Source organism: Jeongeupia chitinilytica (assembly GCF_014652315.1).
GTDB lineage: Bacteria > Pseudomonadota > Gammaproteobacteria > Burkholderiales > Chitinibacteraceae > Jeongeupia > Jeongeupia chitinilytica.
Genome location: NZ_BMYO01000007.1, coordinates 88581 through 107519, shown reverse-complemented (window position 1 = coordinate 107519; position 18939 = coordinate 88581). Strand labels below are relative to the sequence as shown.

General features: G+C 64.6%; 13 protein-coding genes and 1 pseudogene. 6 read left to right on the top strand and 8 right to left on the bottom strand.

Translation table 11 applies throughout. The features are described from left to right. Nucleotides 1-101: 101 nt before the first annotated feature. From IE097_RS13420 to IE097_RS19635, 3 genes and pseudogenes are all read right to left on the bottom strand, one after another. Complete coding sequence (locus IE097_RS13420; RefSeq protein WP_189461367.1) at nt 102-1115, bottom strand: META domain-containing protein; 1014 nt, start codon at nt 1113-1115, stop codon at nt 102-104. A gap of 165 nt (nt 1116-1280) precedes the next feature. Further along, nucleotides 1281-5438, bottom strand: coding sequence for a putative Ig domain-containing protein (locus IE097_RS13415; RefSeq protein ID WP_229797587.1), 4158 nt, complete (start codon nt 5436-5438; stop codon nt 1281-1283). A gap of 39 nt (nt 5439-5477) precedes the next feature. After that, nucleotides 5478-5981 (bottom strand): annotated as a pseudogene (locus IE097_RS19635) (IPT/TIG domain-containing protein); the annotation flags it as partial. A gap of 677 nt (nt 5982-6658) precedes the next feature. Here IE097_RS19635 and IE097_RS13410 point away from each other — a divergent pair. From IE097_RS13410 to IE097_RS13395, 4 genes are read left to right on the top strand one after another with little or no spacing between them, the layout of a single operon-like run. Continuing rightward, nucleotides 6659-7213, top strand: a complete 555-nt coding sequence (locus IE097_RS13410) for a phage tail protein (RefSeq protein ID WP_189461365.1) — start codon at nt 6659-6661, stop codon at nt 7211-7213. Between the two features lie 9 nt (nt 7214-7222). Further along, complete coding sequence (locus IE097_RS13405) at nt 7223-7753, top strand: phage tail protein (RefSeq protein WP_189461364.1); 531 nt, start codon at nt 7223-7225, stop codon at nt 7751-7753. Between the two features lie 18 nt (nt 7754-7771). Continuing rightward, nucleotides 7772-8287, top strand: a complete 516-nt coding sequence (locus IE097_RS13400) for a phage tail protein (protein ID WP_189461363.1) — start codon at nt 7772-7774, stop codon at nt 8285-8287. A 57-nt stretch (nt 8288-8344) separates the two neighbouring features. Then, nucleotides 8345-8857, top strand: a complete 513-nt coding sequence (locus IE097_RS13395; RefSeq protein ID WP_189461362.1) for a GNAT family N-acetyltransferase — start codon at nt 8345-8347, stop codon at nt 8855-8857. Between the two features lie 55 nt (nt 8858-8912). Here the strand turns inward: IE097_RS13395 and IE097_RS13390 are convergent, their stop codons facing one another. After that, on the bottom strand, nt 8913-9410 hold the full coding sequence (locus IE097_RS13390; protein WP_189461361.1) for a single-stranded DNA-binding protein: 498 nt from the start codon (nt 9408-9410) through the stop codon (nt 8913-8915). Then, a complete protein-coding gene (locus IE097_RS13385) occupies nt 9410-10774 on the bottom strand; it encodes an MFS transporter (RefSeq protein ID WP_189461360.1) in 1365 nt (454 codons plus the stop codon). The genes IE097_RS13390 and IE097_RS13385 overlap by 1 nt, the downstream gene beginning before the upstream one ends. 153 nt (nt 10775-10927) lie before the next feature. Between IE097_RS13385 and uvrA the strand changes: the two genes are divergently transcribed. After that, nucleotides 10928-13774 (top strand): excinuclease ABC subunit UvrA, encoded by a 2847-nt coding sequence (gene uvrA, locus IE097_RS13380; protein ID WP_189461359.1) that lies wholly within the window; start codon nt 10928-10930, stop codon nt 13772-13774. Between the two features lie 62 nt (nt 13775-13836). On the opposite strand, the gene IE097_RS13375 is transcribed toward uvrA, so the two are convergent. The 3 genes from IE097_RS13375 to IE097_RS13365 form a co-directional block, all read right to left on the bottom strand. Continuing rightward, complete coding sequence (locus tag IE097_RS13375; RefSeq protein ID WP_189461358.1) at nt 13837-15864, bottom strand: type IV pilus assembly protein FimV; 2028 nt, start codon at nt 15862-15864, stop codon at nt 13837-13839. 23 nt (nt 15865-15887) lie between these two features. Further along, a complete protein-coding gene (locus IE097_RS13370) occupies nt 15888-17024 on the bottom strand; it encodes a PilT/PilU family type 4a pilus ATPase (RefSeq protein WP_189461357.1) in 1137 nt (378 codons plus the stop codon). 66 nt (nt 17025-17090) lie between these two features. After that, nucleotides 17091-18134, bottom strand: coding sequence for a type IV pilus twitching motility protein PilT (locus IE097_RS13365; protein WP_189461356.1), 1044 nt, complete (start codon nt 18132-18134; stop codon nt 17091-17093). Between the two features lie 82 nt (nt 18135-18216). Between IE097_RS13365 and IE097_RS13360 the strand changes: the two genes are divergently transcribed. Further along, the gene (locus IE097_RS13360; RefSeq protein WP_189461552.1) at nt 18217-18912 is read left to right on the top strand and encodes a YggS family pyridoxal phosphate-dependent enzyme; all 696 of its coding nucleotides are present in this window, start codon (nt 18217-18219) and stop codon (nt 18910-18912) included. Nucleotides 18913-18939: the final 27 nt, after the last annotated feature.

Below are 18939 nucleotides of genomic sequence, written 5' to 3'. Positions count from 1 at the left end.
CCCGTCACCGACTGCGGTTGCAGCTTGATGCACGCACTTGCTGGTAACGGGATAGCCTGCGCCGAAGACGCGTAGGCCGCCAGCACAGCGAACGTGTGCGCTCAACGACGCGCCACGATGGCCGCCGCGCCACCCGCGTGTAGCGTCAGCGTGCCGTCGGCGGCGATCGAAAAGCGCTGCACCTGATTCAGCGTTTTCAGGAAGGCCGCTTCCTGCTTCATCACCGCGGCATCGCACCCCATTCGCGTCGCCGCGACCTGCGAGAAGGTCAGCGCGTCGCCGTTTTGCGTGTACTGGCCGAAGTAGCGGTTGCAGCCGGCAACGCCGGTGATGCGGCCGTCGGGCGCAAAGTTCAGCGTTGCCGGTCGAGGCCCGGCGTCGACCACGCGCCACTCGGCGCCCTGCAGCATCGCAGCATTCATGCCCCTGACCTCCTGCTTCACCGGTGTGCACTCGGGGTACTGTTTCCCGTTCAACTGCAGCATGCCGCCCTGCCCCTTGGACCAGAACCAGGTCTGCGCGTCGCTGTCGGCGACGTACTTGGCGCCCGACGCGGTCCGGACCTGCGTCAGGGCAAAGCGCTTCTGGCCGGCCTGCAGCACCATCGTGTCTCCCTTGAAACCGGCATCGATCTGCTGATCGCCGCATTGCAGGCGGCTGGCGAACGCCAGTGCCTCGTGCGGCTGCAGCTGGACCGTTCCCAGTTGCAGCGTTCCGGCCTGTTGCGACAACGGCACCGGCGCGCTCACCCAGACCGGTTGTCCGCCCTGCTTGATCCCGCCGCGCACCTCGTAATCGCCGTCGGCCCTCAGCGCGCCGTTCGGAACCGTCAGCAGCATCGGCACCGGTACCTGTTTGCCCTTGAGTTCGATGCGTTGTTCGGCAACCACCTGCCCGGAAATCAGGTCGCGGACTTCCAGCACGGCCACCGCACTCTCGGGCAACGCGATCCGCGCGCGGTACGCGAGCGAGCCCATGATGACCAGCTCGCCCCCCGGCGCACTCGGAAACGACGTTGCCGACGCCGGCTCGGCGGCGGACGGTGCCGGCAGCGTCGTGCAACCGCCCAGAACCAGCCCTGCACCCAGCAGGACCGACAGCATGGTTCGAGTCATCGGTTTCTCCTTTTTGCAATGCCTTCGTCCACAGTCTAACCAGCCGTCATCGTCGGGGCATGGGGATTATTGGCAACGCAGCCGCGCCTGCCGCACGGGCGCGGCGCAAAAAAACAGCCCGGGGTGAGCCGGGCTGCGAGGGATCAGGTCACGCGGCAATGCGGGTCAGAACGGCACGCCGAGCATCAACCGGACCGCCTGCTCATAGCCCGAGCTGTTGTTGAGCGTGCTGCTGTAATCGAGCGACAGCGTCAGCTGGTCACGCAACGCCAGTTTGCCGCCAAACTCGATGATCCACTGGTTCTGCTCCATCGGCACCAGATGCGCCACATAGCCCAAACCGTAGGCCGCGAGGTCGGCATAGCCCATGCGCGCATCGTCGCTGCCTTCGAACTGGTGCTGGTACTCGATCCGCAGCCGCGGCATGAGTTTGCCGACCGGGACGTCGAAGCTGGTCTCTCCCCGCAGGCCGAGCTTGCCGGTCGTCATCCTCACCTTCTGCTCGCCGTAGCGCAGGGCATTCAGACCTGCCGCCGACTCGGTATAGGCGTCCAGCGTCGCCGACATCAGGTCGATGCGGCCGTATGGCGAGATCAGCCACGTTCCGTTGCGGTACTCATAACCGGCGGCAAGCAGGCCGAACAGCTGGCTGCCGTCACGCGAGCCCGAGGCAAAGCCGCCGTTGCCGGTGATGTAGCGGTCCAGATCGAAGTTCAGCCAGCCGTAGCCGAGCATGCCGTCGACGAACATCGACTCGGTCGGACGCAGCGTGCCGTAAACCGCGACGACGCCGCTGCGGCCCTCGCTCTTCGAGCCGTTGTCGCCGACATCGCTGACATCGCGGGCGAAACCGCCGCCGGCCCCGATCGAAAGCAGATCGTTGACGCGGTAGTCGCCGCCGATGCTGATGCCGTCGGTACTGAAACGGAACTTGTCCTGACCGGTTTCGGCATCGCGACGGCCGAAGTTGAGCGCACCGCCGATCCAGAACGCCAGCTCGTCGCGCTGGACCTCCTTGTTGCCGCCCTCGCCCTCGCCGGCGTCGGTCTTCGTCGCGTTGCGGCCCGACGCATCGGCCAGTCGGGCCGGGTTGCGCCGCGCATTGCGGTCGGCGTCGCGATCGGCGTGCAGGCCGAAGGAGTTGGCACTCAGACCGAAGTCCGACTCGCCCCAGCCCTTGCCGTGCAGGCTTTCCAGCCGGCGACTGAAATTGTCGAGCTGCACACGGGCAAAGCGCCGCGTCGCCTCGGTCTGTGCCGACAGCAGCCCGGTCACTTCCGCGTCTTTCGACGGATCCGGACGGGCATTGACGGTGACCGTCGCCGTGCCCTGGGCCGTGCCCCAGGCATTGCTCAGTGCATAGCCGATCGTGACCACGCCGGCGAACGTCGGCCCCGGGGTATAGACGATGCTCATCCCGCGCACTTCGGCCGTACCATCAGCCGGCGGCGTGACGATGGCGAGACCGGTGAACGGGCCGCCGGTCGCCTGCGCGGTCACGTCGAGGGTGACCGGCGCACCGGACACCGTGGTCGCGCTGACCGGTGCGAGAACCGGCGCCGGCGGTGTCACCTGCAGCGTTACCGTGGCCGCAGCCGAGGTCCCTGCGGCGTTGGTCGCGGTGTAGCTGAAGCTGTCGGTGCCGGCAAAGCCCGGATTCGGGGTGTAACTCACCGCCGGCTGAACGCTGCCCGGCGCCGTCATGCTTCCGAGCACCTGACGGTTGGCACCGAGGCCGATCAGCGTCAGCTTGCCGTTCTGCGGCGGCGTCACCACGGTGATGCTGGTGGCCGGGCCGCCATCGATCTGCAATGCGATTACGGTCGCGCCGCTGTTGGCCGGAATCGTTGCCGCCATTGGCTGCGGCGCCGGTACCGGCGGGTTGACGACGATGTCGACCTTGGCCGGTGCCGACGTACCGCTGGCGTTGGTGCCGGTGTAGGTGAAGCTGTCCGTGCCGGTGTAACCCGCCGTCGGCGTATAGCTGATGGTCGTGCCGCTGACGGTGGCGGTGCCGTGCGCCGGCGCCGTGGCGACGGCAACACTGGTGACTGCGCCACCGCTCAGGTTGAGGGCGATCGGGTTCGCACTGCTGTTGAACGCAACGGTACTGGTGACCGCGCCGGCGACAACGCCTTGCGGATTGACCGTGATGCTGACGATCGCCACCGAGACGCCGCTGACGTTGGTCGCGGTGTAAGCAAAGCTGTCGCTGCCCGAGTACCCCGGCGCCGGCGTATACGTCGCCACGGAACCGCTGATCGTCACGCTGCCGTGCCCCGGTGCCGTGCTGACCGTCACGCTGCTCGCCGGCCCACCGGTCATCACCGCCGCCAGATCGATCGGCGTTGCGGTATTCCACGGCACGGTTGCGCTGACCGGGCCGGCCACCGGCACGGCCGGATTGGTCAAGATGCTGTAGCTACGGCTGGTCGTGAACGCGTGGGCATCGGTCGCGGTGATGGTGAAGGTCGAGCTGCCGGTCGCCGTCGGCGTACCGGACAGCACACCCGCACTGCTCAGCGTCAGCCCGCTCGGCAGGCTGCCGGTTGTCACCGCATAACTGTAGGGCGCGCTGCCGCCCGCCGTACTCAGCGGCTGGTTGTACGCCGTGCCCTGGACCGTATTCGGCAGTGTACCCGGCGACAGTACCAGCGTCGGCGCAGCCACCGTCAGCGTGTACGAGTGGGTGACCGGGGTCGAGCCGGCGCCGCCGGTGCTGTCGGAACCGGTGATGTCGAACGCCACGGTACCGGCGCTGGTTGGCGTACCGGACAAGACGCCGGTCGCGGTATTGAAGCCCAGCCCGGTCGGCATCGTGCCACCGGTCACCGACAGTGTGGCGAACTGGTACGGCGCCACCCCGCCGGAGACGGTAAAGGGCTGGCTGAAGCCGGTCCCGACGTTGCCGTTGAACGCGGTGCCGCCGGGCGGGCTCAACGCCAAGGTGGGCGCGTTGACGTTCAGGGTATAGGCGCGGCTGTTCTTGTACGGCGCACCGGTGCCGGTACTGCTGTCGGTGGCCTCGATCGTGAAATTGAACGCACCGGCCGCCGTCGGCGTGCCGCTAAGCGTGCCGTTGGCCGTATTCAGGCTCAGACCGGCCGGCAAGGCGCCGGCCGTTACCGCATAGCTGTACGGCGCGGTACCGCCGCTGGCCGAAACCGTCTGGTTGTAGCCGGCCGCCACCGTGGCCGCCGACAGACTGGTCGGCGAAACCGAAATCGTCGCTGCCCCGACGGTCAGCGTGTAGGACTGAATGCCGTTGTACGGGCCACCGCTCGCGCTATCGGTCGCCTTGAGCTGGAAGTTGTACGTGCCGCCGGCAGTCGGCGTACCGCTGATGCCGCCGGTACTGACGTTCAGGCTCAAACCTGGCGGCAACGCGCCGGAATTGAGCGTGTAGGTATAAGGCCCGACCCCGCCCGACGCGGAGACGGCCCCGCTGTAGGACGTTGCCACCGTGGCCGATGCCAGCGTGGTCGGATTGAGCGAAATCGTCGGCGAGCTGATCGTCATCGACAAACCCGTCGTGATCTTGTTGAACGGCCCGTTGCCGGTACTGCTGTCGGTTGCCTTGATCGTGAAGTTGAAGGTGCCGTGCCCGGTAGGCGTACCCGACAGCAGACCGTTGCTGGCCAAGGTCAGCCCTGCCGGCAGGCTGCCGGTTTCCAGAGTGTAGATATAAGGTGCCGTGCCACCACTCGCCCCGCCCAACGACTGGCTGTACGCCACGCCGACCGTGCCGTTGTTGGGCGTGGGCGCGTAGCTGATCGTCGCGTCGCTGACAGTGACGGAGACCGTTGCCGGTGCCGACGTACCGCTGGCATTGGTCGCGGTATAGGTGAAACTGTCGGTCCCGGAGTACGACGAGACCGGGGTATAGCTGATCGTGGTGCCGGCCGCGGTCGCGGTGCCGTGTGCCGCTTGCGTGCCAACGGCCACGCTGGTCGCGGTTCCGCCGGAAAGGTTCAGGGTAATCGTATTGCTGCTGCTGCCATGGCTCACAGTGGCATTGGCACTGCCGGCGACCGGGGCTGCTACATAGGTGAACTGATCCGCTGCACTGGTCGTGCTGGTGCCGCCGGGCGTCGTCACGGTGATGTCGACGGTGCCCGAACCGGCCGGTGATGTCGCGGTAATCGAGGTATCGCTGTTGACGCTAACCGATCCGGCATTCGTCGCACCGAACTTGACCGCAGTCGCACCGTTGAAGCCGGTACCGCTGATTGTGACGCTGGTGCCGCCGGCGGTCGGGCCGGAGTTGGGGGAAACACTGGAAACGGTCGGTACGGGCGCGGTGTAGGTGAACGCATTCGTCAACGTAGCGGTGCCGCCGGGCGTCGTCACGCTGATGTTGACCGTGCCCGAACCGGCTGGCGACGTCGCGGTCACCGACGTTGAAGTGGTGGCGGTAATCGAACCGGTGTTACTACCGAATTTGACCAAAGTTGCACCCGAAAGATTGGTGCCATTAATCGTCACGCTGGTGCCACCAGTACTCGGGCCGGAGGTCGGGGAGACCGATCCCAATGTGGGAGCGGCGCCGGTCACGTTGATGGTGACCGTGATCGGCCGATAGTTCACGTCATACCAGATCACGTTATTCGTGCCGGTATAGTTAGGGCTGGGCGGCGTGTAGTACACAGTATTGGACAGATTCTGCCAGTCGACCCCCTTGACGCCGCCACCTTCCGCGGGCTGGTCGCCAGTACCACCATCGGGAGCAGCGGCATTTCCGGTGTAGGGACCATCGCCCGAAAGACATGCCGAAGCCTCACCTAGGCTAAACAGGTGAGCGTAAGAGCCGGTTCGTCCGTCATTGGTGATATTCCACGTAAACGAGCAGGGTGCGGCAGCAACCATGGACGACGACAGGCCTATCATCAGTCCCGCCAAGCAGGCCAGCCGCGATCGGCGAAACATGCCTGCCACCGAGCCGGTCAACGGCATGATCCGTCTGCCCAGGCCGACAAGCGCCAAAATCAACGCAAGCACGCCGGACAGTCCTTGCCACCGCAGCCTCGCCCCGCCGAGCACATCGCCATTATCCATTTCCGCCCCTTCCCGTCTTACACGGAATCATCTTTTATCTGAAATCAAGGCTGCCACCTGCAGCTACCCGGCGACGAAAAAAAACCGTCTCCCGAAGCCATGCGCCAAGCGAGGCCAGTCAACCTTACTACCTGGAATCTACTGCCGACGTCGATTGCCCGGCTGATGTGCAACGCTTGTCCACGCCGGTCTGCAAGTCGAATACAGCGCCGAACAATTGAAAAAGCAACACAATGCCGAGAGGATACTTGCATCCGACTGCAAAGCGTGGCGAAAGGACTGACCAGCTTCATTGTGGTGTTTGTATGCAACGCACCACCCTTCAAGACAGCCTTTTCATTACAAACAACAAAATAACCGCGTATATCATCTGTCGATTAAATACGGGCGAACTGGTCGCGAATTGCGGCCGGCCCGCTCTCCCCGCTTGCCGGCCACGGCAAGCGTTTTGTCGACGCAGCGCTGAATAGCTTCAGAAGGAGGTTGTTGTGGATCCCTACCTCGGAGAAATAAAGCTGTGTGCCTTTCCGATCGCCCCGAGAGGCTGGGCGTTCTGTAATGGTGCATTGCTCCCGATCAATCAGAATCAGGCCCTGTTTTCGCTGCTCAGCACCCAGTACGGCGGCAACGGCACTACCAACTTTGCCCTGCCGGACCTGCGCGGCCGTACGCCGGTACATCGCAACCCGGCAGACGTCAGCTACCAGCAAGGCAAGAGTGCTGGCCAGGAAACCGTGGCGCTGACGACAGCCAATCTGCCGCCGCACACCCACACCTTCGCGGTATCCGGGCAACCGGCGACGGCAGCGAATGCCGGAACGAACGGCGACAGGCTGCTTGCGACCAGCAACCTGCACAGTGATACCGACCCCAACATCTCCGGTGCCGGCCCCAATCTGTACGCCAGCGCCGCCAATCTGACGGCCCTGCAGGACGAAGCCTGCGGCATCACCGGCAGTGGCGAAGCCCGCAACAACATGCAGCCCTCGCTGGTGATGAACTACATCATCTGCCTGAGCGGTATCTACCCGACCCGATCCTGAGGAGACACCATGTCAGAACCGTTTGTGGGTGAAGTACGGCTGTTTGCCGGCAATTACGCACCGGTGGGCTGGGCCTTTTGTCAGGGTCAGGCATTGCCGATCAGTGAAAACGAGGTGTTGTATACCCTGATCGGCACCACCTACGGTGGCGACGGCGTCACCACCTTTTGCGTCCCGAACCTGACCGGCCAGTTGCCGATCGGCCAGGGCCAGGGGCCGCAAACCAGCAACCGCGTCATCGGCCAGAAGCTGGGGACCGAAAGCGTCACCCTGACGCAAGCCCAGCTGCCGGCACACACGCACACGCTGTCCGCCAGCAGCAATCCGGCCACCAATATCGGCGCCGACAACAACTTCGCGCTGGCGACCGGCCCCGCGGCCTTCTACAACAGCGGCCTTGCCAACTCGCCGAGCAAACAGCGGCTGTCGCCGCAGGCGCTGACCAGCACGGGCGGCAACCAGCCGATCCCGAACCTGATGCCGACGCTGTCGATCAACTACATCATCGCCACGGCGGGTTACTTCCCGTCGCAAGGCTGAGTGCGAGGAGCCAGAGACATGTCAGATCAGTACATCGGAGAAATCCGGATTTTCGGCTGCAACTACGCACCGGAAGGCTGGGCATTCTGCGACGGCCAGATTCTGCCGATTTCGCAGAACACCGCGCTGTTCACGCTCCTCGGGACGACCTATGGCGGCGACGGCAGGACGACGTTCGGCTTGCCCGACTTGCGCGGCCTGGCGGTCATCGGCACGGTCAACAACCAGTCCGGGGTACGCCTGGGCACTGCAAGCGTCACGGTGACCACGGCGAACATGCCGAGCCACACCCACACGGCCTACGCGGACATCGGCAGACCGGCGTCGACGACAGCAGCCGGCCGTCTGCCCGGTCGGTACTTCACGCCGACCAACGACACCTTCATTCCGGCCGACAAGGCGGCGCCACTGACCGCGCTGGCACCGCAGGTCGTGCAGGCCGTCGGCGCCGGCACGGCGCACGAAAACCGACAGCCGTATCAGGCAGTCAACTTCTGCATCGCCCTGCAGGGCGACTTCCCGCCCCGGCCATAAACCGGGTTCGCGCCCGGCCGCACATGCGGCCGGCGCCCCCTGACACACGGGGATGCCATGCACGCGACAATCGATGCCCTTACCTTCGCTCATCCGCACCTGCGTTTGCGTACGGTGACCGCGGAAGACCAGTCCTTTTTGCTGCAGCTCTACGCCTCCACCCGGGCCGACGAACTGAACGCACTGGGCTGGCAGGACGCGCAGCGTGATGCCTTCGTGCAGATGCAGTTCGTCGCCCAGCAACGGGCATACTTCGCCTACCCGGACGCAGCATTCTGGCTGGTGCTGCACGACGAAACGCCGGTCGGTCGCCTTTACCTTCAGGACGGTGTCACCGCCTTGCGCGTGATCGACCTGAGCCTGCTGCCCGAGTACCGCAATCGCGAGCTGGGCACGGCGCTGCTCGCGGCCTGCTGTACACAGGACAAGCCCGTGCAGTTGCACGTCGACAAAACCAATCCGGCATTGCGGCTTTACCTGCGACTCGGCTTCGTGCCCGTCGAGGACAAAGGCGTTTACCTGCTGATGGAACGGCGCCCCGATCGCGAATCGATCGCGAATCGGCAATAAAAAACCCCGCAACATCGCGGGGTTTTTGTTGGTGCCTCCGAGTACAAGGCACATTTCAGAACGGAATATCGTCCTCGAAATCGTCGAAATTGCGCTTCGGCGCCGGTGCCGCCTGCGGGCGCGCCGCCGGTGCTGCAGCCGGAGCCGGTGCGTAGCTCTGGTTGAAATCGTCGTAACCGCCGCCGCCCTGGTCCATCGAGCCGCCACCGCCACCACCCGAGCGACCGCCGAGCATCTGCATCTGGTCGGCGATGATTTCAGTGGTGTAACGGTCGGCGCCGGTCTGCTTGTCCTGCCACTTGCGGGTCTGCAGCTTGCCTTCGATGTAGACCGAGCTGCCCTTCTTCAGGTACTGGCTGGCGATTTCAGCCAGACGGCGGTACATGGTGATGTTGTGCCACTCGGTTTTTTCCTGCTTCTGACCGGACTTGTCCTTCCAGTTTTCGGTCGTGGCGATGCTGAAATTGCACACCGCGTCGCCGTTCGGCAGGTAGCGGACTTCGGGATCGCGCCCGAGGTTGCCGATCAGGATGACCTTGTTCAAGGAAGCCATCAGTGCGTCTCCATAATCAATTGTTTAGCCTCGTCTTCATTCCAGCCGTCCTGCATCACCTTGAGCAGGGCTACCCGCTCGTCCAGCAACACGACGGCTTCGGAAACGCCGGCAATCCGTGAAAGTTTATCAGACAGCGCGGCCGGATCGCCCTGCCATGCTTCGCCAATGTGAAAGAGTTGGGTCCGGACCGGCTTGGGCGCACGCATCCGCCACGCCACGGTCAGCCAGAAGCCGACCAGCACAGCCGACAGCGCAAACACCGGCACCGGCGAATCGAAACGCTGATACAGCCAGCCCGCCAGCGCCGAGCCGAGGAACATCGCCGCGGCCTGGCAGGTGTTGTAGACCCCCATGGCCGTACCTTTGGCGTCGGCCGGGGCAATCTTGGAGATCAGGCTGGGCTGGATCGCTTCCAGTACGTTGAAGGCGATGAAATACAGTGCCAGCCAGACGACGATCATCGTCAGGCTCGGCATGTACAGCGTCATGCCGATCTGCGCGGCGAACATCAGTCCGATCGCCCAGAGGAAGACACGCTTGAGCTGCCGCTTCTTCTCGCCGTAGATCACCGCCGGCACCATCAGCACGAAACTGAGCAGCACCACCGGCAGGTACACCCACCAGTGCCGCGATACATCGAGGTGGCCGACCTTGGCGAGCAGCAGCGGCATCACCGTGAACATCGCCATCTGGGCAGCGTGCAGTGCAAACACGCCGTAGTTGAGTCGCAGCAGCTGCGGATCGCGCAGCACCGACGGCAAGCGCCGGGCGCTGGTCTCGGCATCGGAATGGAAGCGTGACACCGCCGGACTCGGAATCACCCGGGCGACACCGACAATGGCGACCAGCGCCAGCACCGCCGTCAGGACGAAGATCCCCGGCAGACCGATCCAGCCGGCCAGTTTCGGTGCCACGACCAGCGACACCGCAAAGGTACCGGCGATGCTCGCGCCGATCATCGCCATCGCCTTGGTCCGGTGTTCCTCGCGCGTCAGGTCGGCCAGCAGCGCGGTGATCGCCGCCGAGATCGCCCCGGCGCCCTGCACCGCTCGGCCGACGATCAGCCAGACGATGTGGTCGGCCATCGCGCACATGATGCTGCCGAGTGCGAACAGCGCCAGACCGATGTAGATCACCTTCTTGCGGCCGACGTGGTCGCTCCACATGCCGAACGGCAGCTGCAGTAGCGCCTGCGTCAGTCCGTAGGCCCCGAAGGCCAGCCCGACCAGCGCGTGGTTGTCGCCACCGGGCATGTGGCCGGCGTAGACGGCAAAGACCGGCAGCACGAGGAACATGCCGAGCATGCGCAAGGCGTACAGCCCGGCAAGCCCGGAGGCGGCGCGTAGTTCGAGCGGGGACATGAGGATAGCGGCAAGGCGAAAGACGCGATTCTAACAGGCGGCCGGGATGCTGCCGACCTCGGCCGGAAGGTCGCCAAGCAGAACAAACGTACACCAGGACAAATGTTCTCCGGTAAACTTGGTGGTTGCCTTTTCAACCTTGACGAGCACGCCATGAGCTACCGCCCCGCTGACGCAGACACGCCGCTGATCCGCATCCGCGGCGCGCGAACGCACAACCTGAAGAACGTCAATCTCGACATCCCGCGCGGCAAGCTCGTGGTGATCACCGGCCTCTCGGGTTCGGGCAAGAGCTCGCTGGCGTTCGACACGCTGTACGCCGAAGGCCAGCGCCGTTACGTCGAATCGCTGTCGGCGTATGCGCGGCAGTTTTTGCAGTTGATGGAAAAGCCCGACGTCGACCTGATCGAGGGTCTGAGCCCGGCGATCTCGATCGAGCAGAAGGCCACCAGCCACAACCCCCGCTCGACCGTCGGCACCGTGACCGAAATCCACGACTACCTGCGGCTCCTGTTCGCACGCGTCGGTACGCCTTACTGCCCCGACCACGAGCTGCCGCTGCAGTCGCAGACCGTGAGCCAGATGGTCGATCACGTCCTGGCACTGCCCGAAGACACCAAGCTGATGGTGCTGGCGCCGGTCATCGTCGGCAAGAAGGGCGAAAACCTCGACCTGTTCGACGAGCTGCGTGCGCAGGGCTTCGTCCGCGTGCGCGTCGACGGCGAAGTCTACGAGATGGACGCGGTTCCGAAGCTCGACAAGAACAAGAAGCACACGATCGACGTCGTCATCGACCGCCTCAAGGTCCGCGCCGACCTGCAGCAGCGGCTGGCCGAATCGTTCGAGACCGCACTCCGCCACGCCGACGGTCGCGCCATTGCGCTGGAAATGGACAGCGGCAAGGAGCACTGGTTTTCGGCCAAGTTCGCCTGCCCGGTGTGCAGCTACAGCCTGCCCGAGCTCGAGCCGCGGCTGTTCTCGTTCAACAACCCGATGGGCGCCTGCCCGAAGTGCGACGGTCTCGGCCAGATCACCTACTTCGATCCGAAGCGGGTCGTCGCCCACCCCGAGCTGAGCCTCGCCGCCGGCGCGATCAAGGGCTGGGACAAGCGCAACCAGTTCTACTTCCAGATGCTGCTGAGCCTCGCGAACCACTACGACTTCGACGTCAACACGCCGTGGGACGAACTTGGCGAGCCGGTGCAGCAGGTGGTGCTGCACGGTTCGGGCCGCGACGAGATCGCCTTCACGTACATGAACGAGCGCGGCAGCAAGTTCGAACGCATCCACGCCTTCGAGGGCATCATCCCGAACCTCGAGCGCCGCTACCGCGAGACCGACTCGTCGGCTGTTCGCGAAGAACTCGCCAAATACCAGAACAACCAGCCCTGCCCCAGTTGCTTGGGCTCACGCCTGCGCCGCGAGGCGCGGCATGTGAAGGTGGGTACCGAGAACCTGCACAACATCGCGCAGATGGCGCTGCGCGACACCGCGGCGTTTTTCGAAGGGCTCCAGCTTGAAGGTGCGAAAGCACAGATCGCCGAAAAGATCGTCAAGGAAATCCGCGAACGCCTCGGCTTCCTCGTCAACGTCGGCCTCGACTACCTGAGCCTGGAGCGCAGTGCCGACACGCTGTCGGGTGGCGAAGCGCAGCGCATCCGTCTTGCCAGCCAGATCGGCTCGGGCCTGACCGGCGTGATGTACGTGCTCGACGAGCCGTCGATCGGCCTGCACCAGCGCGACAACGACCGGCTGCTCGGTACGCTGATGCGGCTGCGCGACCTCGACAACTCGGTGATCGTCGTCGAACACGACGAGGATGCGATCCGCGCCGCCGACTTCCTCGTCGACATCGGCCCCGGCGCCGGCGTCCACGGCGGTGAAGTCATCGCCGCCGGCCATCCGGACGACATCATGAAGGAACCGCGTTCGATCACCGGCCAGTTCCTCTCCGGCGCACGCAAGATCGAAATTCCGGCCAAGCGCCGCGATCCGGAACCGGACCGCTGGCTGACGCTCAAGGGCGCGCACGGCAACAACCTCAAGTACGTGAACCTGGCGCTGCCGGTGGGACTGTTCGTCGCGATCACCGGCGTGTCGGGCTCGGGCAAGAGCACGCTGATCAACGATACGCTGTACACGCTGGCAGCGAAGGAACTCAACGGTGCATCGGCCGAGCCGGCACCGTTCCACGAAGTACACGGACTCGACCACTTCGACAAGGTCATCAGCGTCGACCAGAGCCCGATCGGCCGGACGCCGCGCTCGAACCCCGCGACCTACACCGGGCTGTTCACGCCGATCCGCGAGCTGTTCGCCGGCGTGCCGTCGAGCCGCGAGCGCGGCTACGGACCCGGGCGCTTCTCGTTCAACGTCAAGGGTGGCCGCTGCGAGGCCTGCCAGGGCGATGGCGTGCTCAAGGTCGAAATGCACTTTCTGCCCGACGTCTACGTGCCGTGCGACGTCTGCCACGGCAAGCGCTACAACCGCGAAACGCTCGAAGTCCAGTACAAGGGCAAGAACATCACCGAAGTACTGGAGATGACCGTCGAGCAGGCGCTGGCGTTCTTCGAGGCGGTACCGACGGTCGCTCGCAAACTGAAGACGCTGATGGACGTCGGCCTCGGCTACATCCGTCTCGGCCAGTCGGCAACGACGCTGTCGGGCGGCGAAGCGCAGCGGGTCAAGCTGGCACTCGAGCTGTCCAAGCGCGACACCGGCCGCACGCTCTACATCCTCGACGAGCCGACCACCGGCCTGCACTTCCACGACATCGACCTGTTGCTGTCGGTACTGCAGCGCCTGTCCGAACACGGCAATACCGTGGTGGTGATCGAGCACAACCTCGACGTGATCAAGACCGCCGACTGGGTCGTCGACCTCGGCCCCGAAGGCGGTGCCGGCGGCGGCCAGATCATCGCCTGCGGGGCCCCGGAAGCCGTCGCGGCGAACCCGGCCAGCCATACCGGCCACTATCTGGCGCGTGTCCTTGCCGCCTGAGTCCGGCCTCCGTCAATGACAAAGCCGCCCTCGGGCGGCTTTGTCGTCTGGCGTCAGGCCATTCAGCGGCTGCGAACCGGCGCCAGTTTGTCCAGCCACTTCATCGCCGTCAGCCGCTGCTCCATGCTGCTGCCATGCAGCAGCGCCTGCTCGAGCAGCTGGTAGGCAGCGTCCTGTTCGCCCAAGGCCAAGTGACGTGCGACCTGCTGCAACTGCGGATCATTGCTGACGAAATCGGCCGGGTCGGCCTGAAAACGCTCGCCATCCCCGGAATGCGGCGCGGGTGCTGGCGTGGCCAGGATCGCCGGCGACTCGCCGAAGGGCTCGAGCTGGAAGTCGAGCTCTTCGATCGTCGGCAGCGGCGGCACGCCGTCGTAGTCATCGTGCGCCTCCGGCAACTCCACCACCGAAGAGGGCGGCGCAAGCCCGGCGTCCTGATGCATGACCGCCGCGAAGTCGAATGCTTCGTCGGCCAGGATCGGTCCGGCGGACTTTCCGAGATCGAGCTGATGATCGATGCTGTCGTCGAGCGAGCGGTACAGCGGGTTCTCCGGATCGACACGCAGGCCGATCGACTGGACCTGCTGCCACAGCGCATCGCTGGCGAACTGCAGCCGGAACGCCACCGCCCGCTCCTGGAACGGCTGCTTCATGTCGTTCTGGCGATAGACGTCGAACAGCTTCATCCACAGCACCAGCACGGTCGGGTGCTGCTCGATTTCATGGTTGAGCAGGTTGATCGCCTGCTGGATCAGGCCATGGTCGATCAGCAGTTGCGCTTCCTCGGACACATTGCCCGGCAGCACGACGTCGACGTCCTCGTTGTGGAATTCGTCGGCGATCTGGCCGATGTTCTGTACCAGCGTCGTCGCCCCGAGGGCGGTACGCACACGCGGCTCGGACGGCGGCAACGTGACCGGCCGTAGCGACAGGGTGCCGTCGGATTCGCGCGGATGAGCCAGCGAGAAGGCGTCGCCGTAATCCTGCTGGCGGGTACGCCAGCGCCAAGCGACGAAACCCAGCGGAATCAGCAGCAGCAGCGACAGCCACCATGGCGACAGACCGTCGTCACCGGCCTCGCGGCTTCGTGGCTTCACCGCGCTGGCCTGCTCTGCCGGCTCGCCCTGCCGCAGGGTGTTCAACTGTTTTTCAAGCTGGGCAACCTGGTACTTCAGTGCCATCAGTTGCGAAGTCTGGTCGTCCGACGTCAGCGTCAGCAGCCGCTCGCGCAGCTTCAGCCGCTCCTCCGGCGACAGCTCGGACTCGCGTCCGAGGTCGAGACTGGGAGACGACAGCTGCAGGCGGAACTCGCCCTGCACTTGCGTCGCCTGCGATGCCGGCAGCGCCGGCACTTGCGGCAACGGTTCCGGAACGGTCACGCTCAGCGTGTCGGCCGGCTGCGGCGCCAGTCGCAGTGGCGGCACAACCGGCTTGGGCGTGGCTTCCACCGCACTGCTTGCGCGCGGCAGCGCCAGCAACACATCTTCCGGCAGCGGTGCGTCGAGCCCCTGTGGCAGATCCGGATTCTGCTGGTACAGCGCATCGACAAAGCGCGCCCGTGCGGCCCGGTCATCTGGAAAATAGTGTCGCGCCAGTTGCGAGACGGTATCGCCCTCGGCCACCCGCAGGCTGCCGCCAAGCGCCGGATAGCGGCGCTCGTTCCGCACCGGCGTCGCACGCCGGCTGCCGCGCGGCATTGCATAGTCGCGCGGGTCGACCAGTACGTTGTAACTGCGCTGGAAGCGCGGCTGCTCGTCGTCACGGCACTGCACGCGCACGACGAGTTGCAGCATCGGTTCCTGCAAGGGTTCGGTACCGACGATTTGCAGCTCGCCACGGCCCCCTTCGCCCTGATAGCGCAGCCGCGCGTTGACGAGCGCCGCAGCATCGCCATCGACCGCGTCCGGCACCAGACGGAAACAGGCGCTGCCAAGGTTCTCGCCTGCGCCAAGCCGGACCGGAATCGATGCATCGAACCGCTCGCCGAGTGCCGAATGCACCTGCAGCTCGCCCAGGGTCGCAGCCAGCCCTGCCGCCGGCAGACCGAGCAGCAGCGTCATCAGACAGCGGGACAGTGGACTGGCGTTCATGGGATGCGTAAAACGTCGCCGGCTCAAACGATGTCCAGGTGATCGAAGCCGCTCAGCACGTCCTTCTGTTTCGCTTCGGAACCATTGAGCTTGATCTGCAGGCGCAGGTCATTGACCGAGTCGGCGTTGCGCAGCGCGTCTTCGTAGCTGATCTTGCCGGCCTCGTACAGGTCGAACAGGCTCTGGTCGAAGGTCTGCATGCCCAGTTCGCGCGAGCGCTTCATGATTTCCTTGATCTCGTGCACGTCGCCCTTGAAGATCAGCTCGGAAATCAGCGGGCTGTTGAGCATCACCTCGACCGCCGCGACGCGGCCCTTGCCGGCGCGATGCGGGACCAGCCGCTGCGACACGAAGGCCTTGAGGTTGAGCGACAGGTCCATCAGCAGCTGGGCTTTGCGCTCTTCGGGGAAGAAGTTGATGATCCGGTCGAGGGCCTGATTCGACGAGTTGGCATGCAGCGTCGCCATACAGAGGTGACCGGTCTCGGCAAAGGCGATCGCGTAATCCATCGTTTCGCGGTCGCGGATTTCGCCGATCAGGATCACGTCCGGCGCCTGGCGCAGCGTGTTCTTCAGCGCCGCCATCCACGAGTCGGTGTCGACGCCGACCTCGCGCTGGGTCACGATCGAGCGCTTGTGCTCGTGCACGTACTCGATCGGATCCTCGATCGTGATGATGTGGTCGTAGGCGGTTTCGTTGCGGTGGCCGACCATCGCCGCCAGCGACGTCGACTTGCCCGAGCCGGTACCGCCGACGAAGATCACCAGACCGCGTTTGGTCATGGCGATGTCCTTCAGCACCGGCGGCAGGCCGAGGTCCTCGAGCCTCGGGATCTCGGAGTTGATCGTCCGCAGCACCATGCCGACGCGACCTTGCTGCATGAAGGCATTGACGCGGAAGCGGCCAAGGTTGCCCGGGCTGATCGCGAAATTGCACTCCTTGGTACCTTCGAACTCCTCGGCCTGGCGGTCGTTCATGATCGCGCGCGCCAGCTCCTTGGTGTGCTGGGCGCTCAGGACCTGGTTCGACACCGGCGTCACCCGGCCGTCGATCTTCATCGCCGGCGGAAAATCGGCGGTGATGAACAGGTCGGACGCTTCCTTGGCGCGCATGTGGCGCAGCAAGTCATGCATGAACTTGGCGGACTGTTCTTTCTCCATGATCCTGCTCTTCTTCTACGGCGCTGCCGCCTTGTGGTTGTCGCTGGTCTGGCGGCCCCGCGGGACTCAGCCTTTGAAGTGATCCGGATTCGCGGCTTTGGTTCGCGCTTCGGCCACGGAAACGATATTGCGCTGCACCAGCCCCTGCAGGCACTGGTCGAGCGTCTGCATCCCGTACTGCTGGCCGGTCTGGATCGACGAGTACATCTGCGCGATCTTGTTTTCGCGGATCAGGTTACGGATGGCGGGAATGCCGATCATGATTTCGTGTGCCGCAACCCGGCCCTGACCGTCCTTGGTCTTGAGCAGGGTCTGCGAGATGACCGCGCGCAGCGATTCGGACAGCATCGCGCGGACCATTTCCTTCTCGGCAGCCGGGAACACGTCAACGACGCGGTCGATGGTCTTGGCGGCCGAACTGGTATGCAGCGTACCGAACACGAGGTGACCGGTTTCGGCAGCGGTCAGCGCCAGCCGGATCGTTTCCAGATCGCGCATTTCGCCGACGAGGACCACGTCCGGATCTTCACGCAGCGCGGAGCGCAGCGCGTTGGAAAAGCTCATTGTATGCGGCCCGACCTCGCGCTGGTTGATCAGGCACTTCTTCGACTGGTGGACGAATTCGATCGGATCCTCGACCGTGAGGATGTGGCCGTAGTCGTTCTCGTTGATGTGGTTGACCATTGCCGCCAGCGTCGTCGACTTGCCCGAGCCGGTCGGCCCGGTCACCAGCACCAGCCCCCGCGGGTTCTGGGCGATCTCGGCAAACACGCGCGGCGCATTCAGCTCCTCGAGCGTCAGCACCTTGGACGGAATGGTCCGGAACACCGCGCCGGCGCCGCGCTGCTGCACGAAGGCGTTGACGCGGAAACGGGACAGGTTGGGGATCTCGAACGAGAAGTCGCACTCGAGCGTGTCTTCATAGACCTTGCGCTGGCCGTCGTTCATGATGTCGTAGACCATGTCATGAACGTCTTTGTGTTCCATCGCCGGCAGGTTGATGCGCCGGACATCGCCGTGCACGCGGATCATCGGCGGGAGGCCGGACGACAGGTGCAGGTCGGATGCCTTGTTCTTGACGGCAAAGGCCAAGAGTTCAGAAATTTCCATTTATAATTTTGTCCTTCTGCCCAGGCAGATCCGAACGCAGAAAAAGGCCGCAACACGAGGGCCAGATCAAGGCAAATCCATTATGGCAACGATGTTTGAAGCGTGGCAAGACGTGCTCCGGCGCATCGACGAGGCGGTTGTAAGCATCCAACGCCCGCGCGATTCGGTGCGTCTGCTCGCGGTCAGCAAAACATTTCCTGCCGAATCGGTCCGCGCCCTGTACGGCCATGGCCAGCACGCATTCGGCGAGAACTACGTCCAGGAGTTTATTGCCAAGCGTGAAGCACTGGCCGATCTGGACGGAATCGAATGGCACTTCATCGGCCCGCTGCAGAGCAACAAGACGCGCAGCGTCGCCGAAGGTGCCGACTGGGTGCATGCGATCGACCGGCTGAAGATTGCCGAGCGGCTGTCGGCGCAGCGTCCGGACGCGTGCGGCGAACTCAACGTCTGCCTCCAGGTCAATGTCTCGGGCGAGACGAGCAAATCCGGAGTCGCACCGGACGGCGTCGCGGCACTGGCCGCCGAGGTCGCCGCCCTGCCACGGCTGAAGCTGCGCGGGCTGATGTGCATCCCCGAGCCGACTGACGACAAGCGCAAACTTTCCAGCCAGTTCGCACTGTTGCGCAAATTGCAGCAAGGACTGAACGACCTCGGTTATCAGCTCGATACACTCTCGATGGGCATGTCCGCCGACCTCGACATCGCGATCGCCGAAGGCGCGACGCTGGTCCGCATCGGCACGGCGATCTTCGGCCAGCGGACGGCAGCACACTAATCAGGAAAGCGTGGCCAACAGGCGACG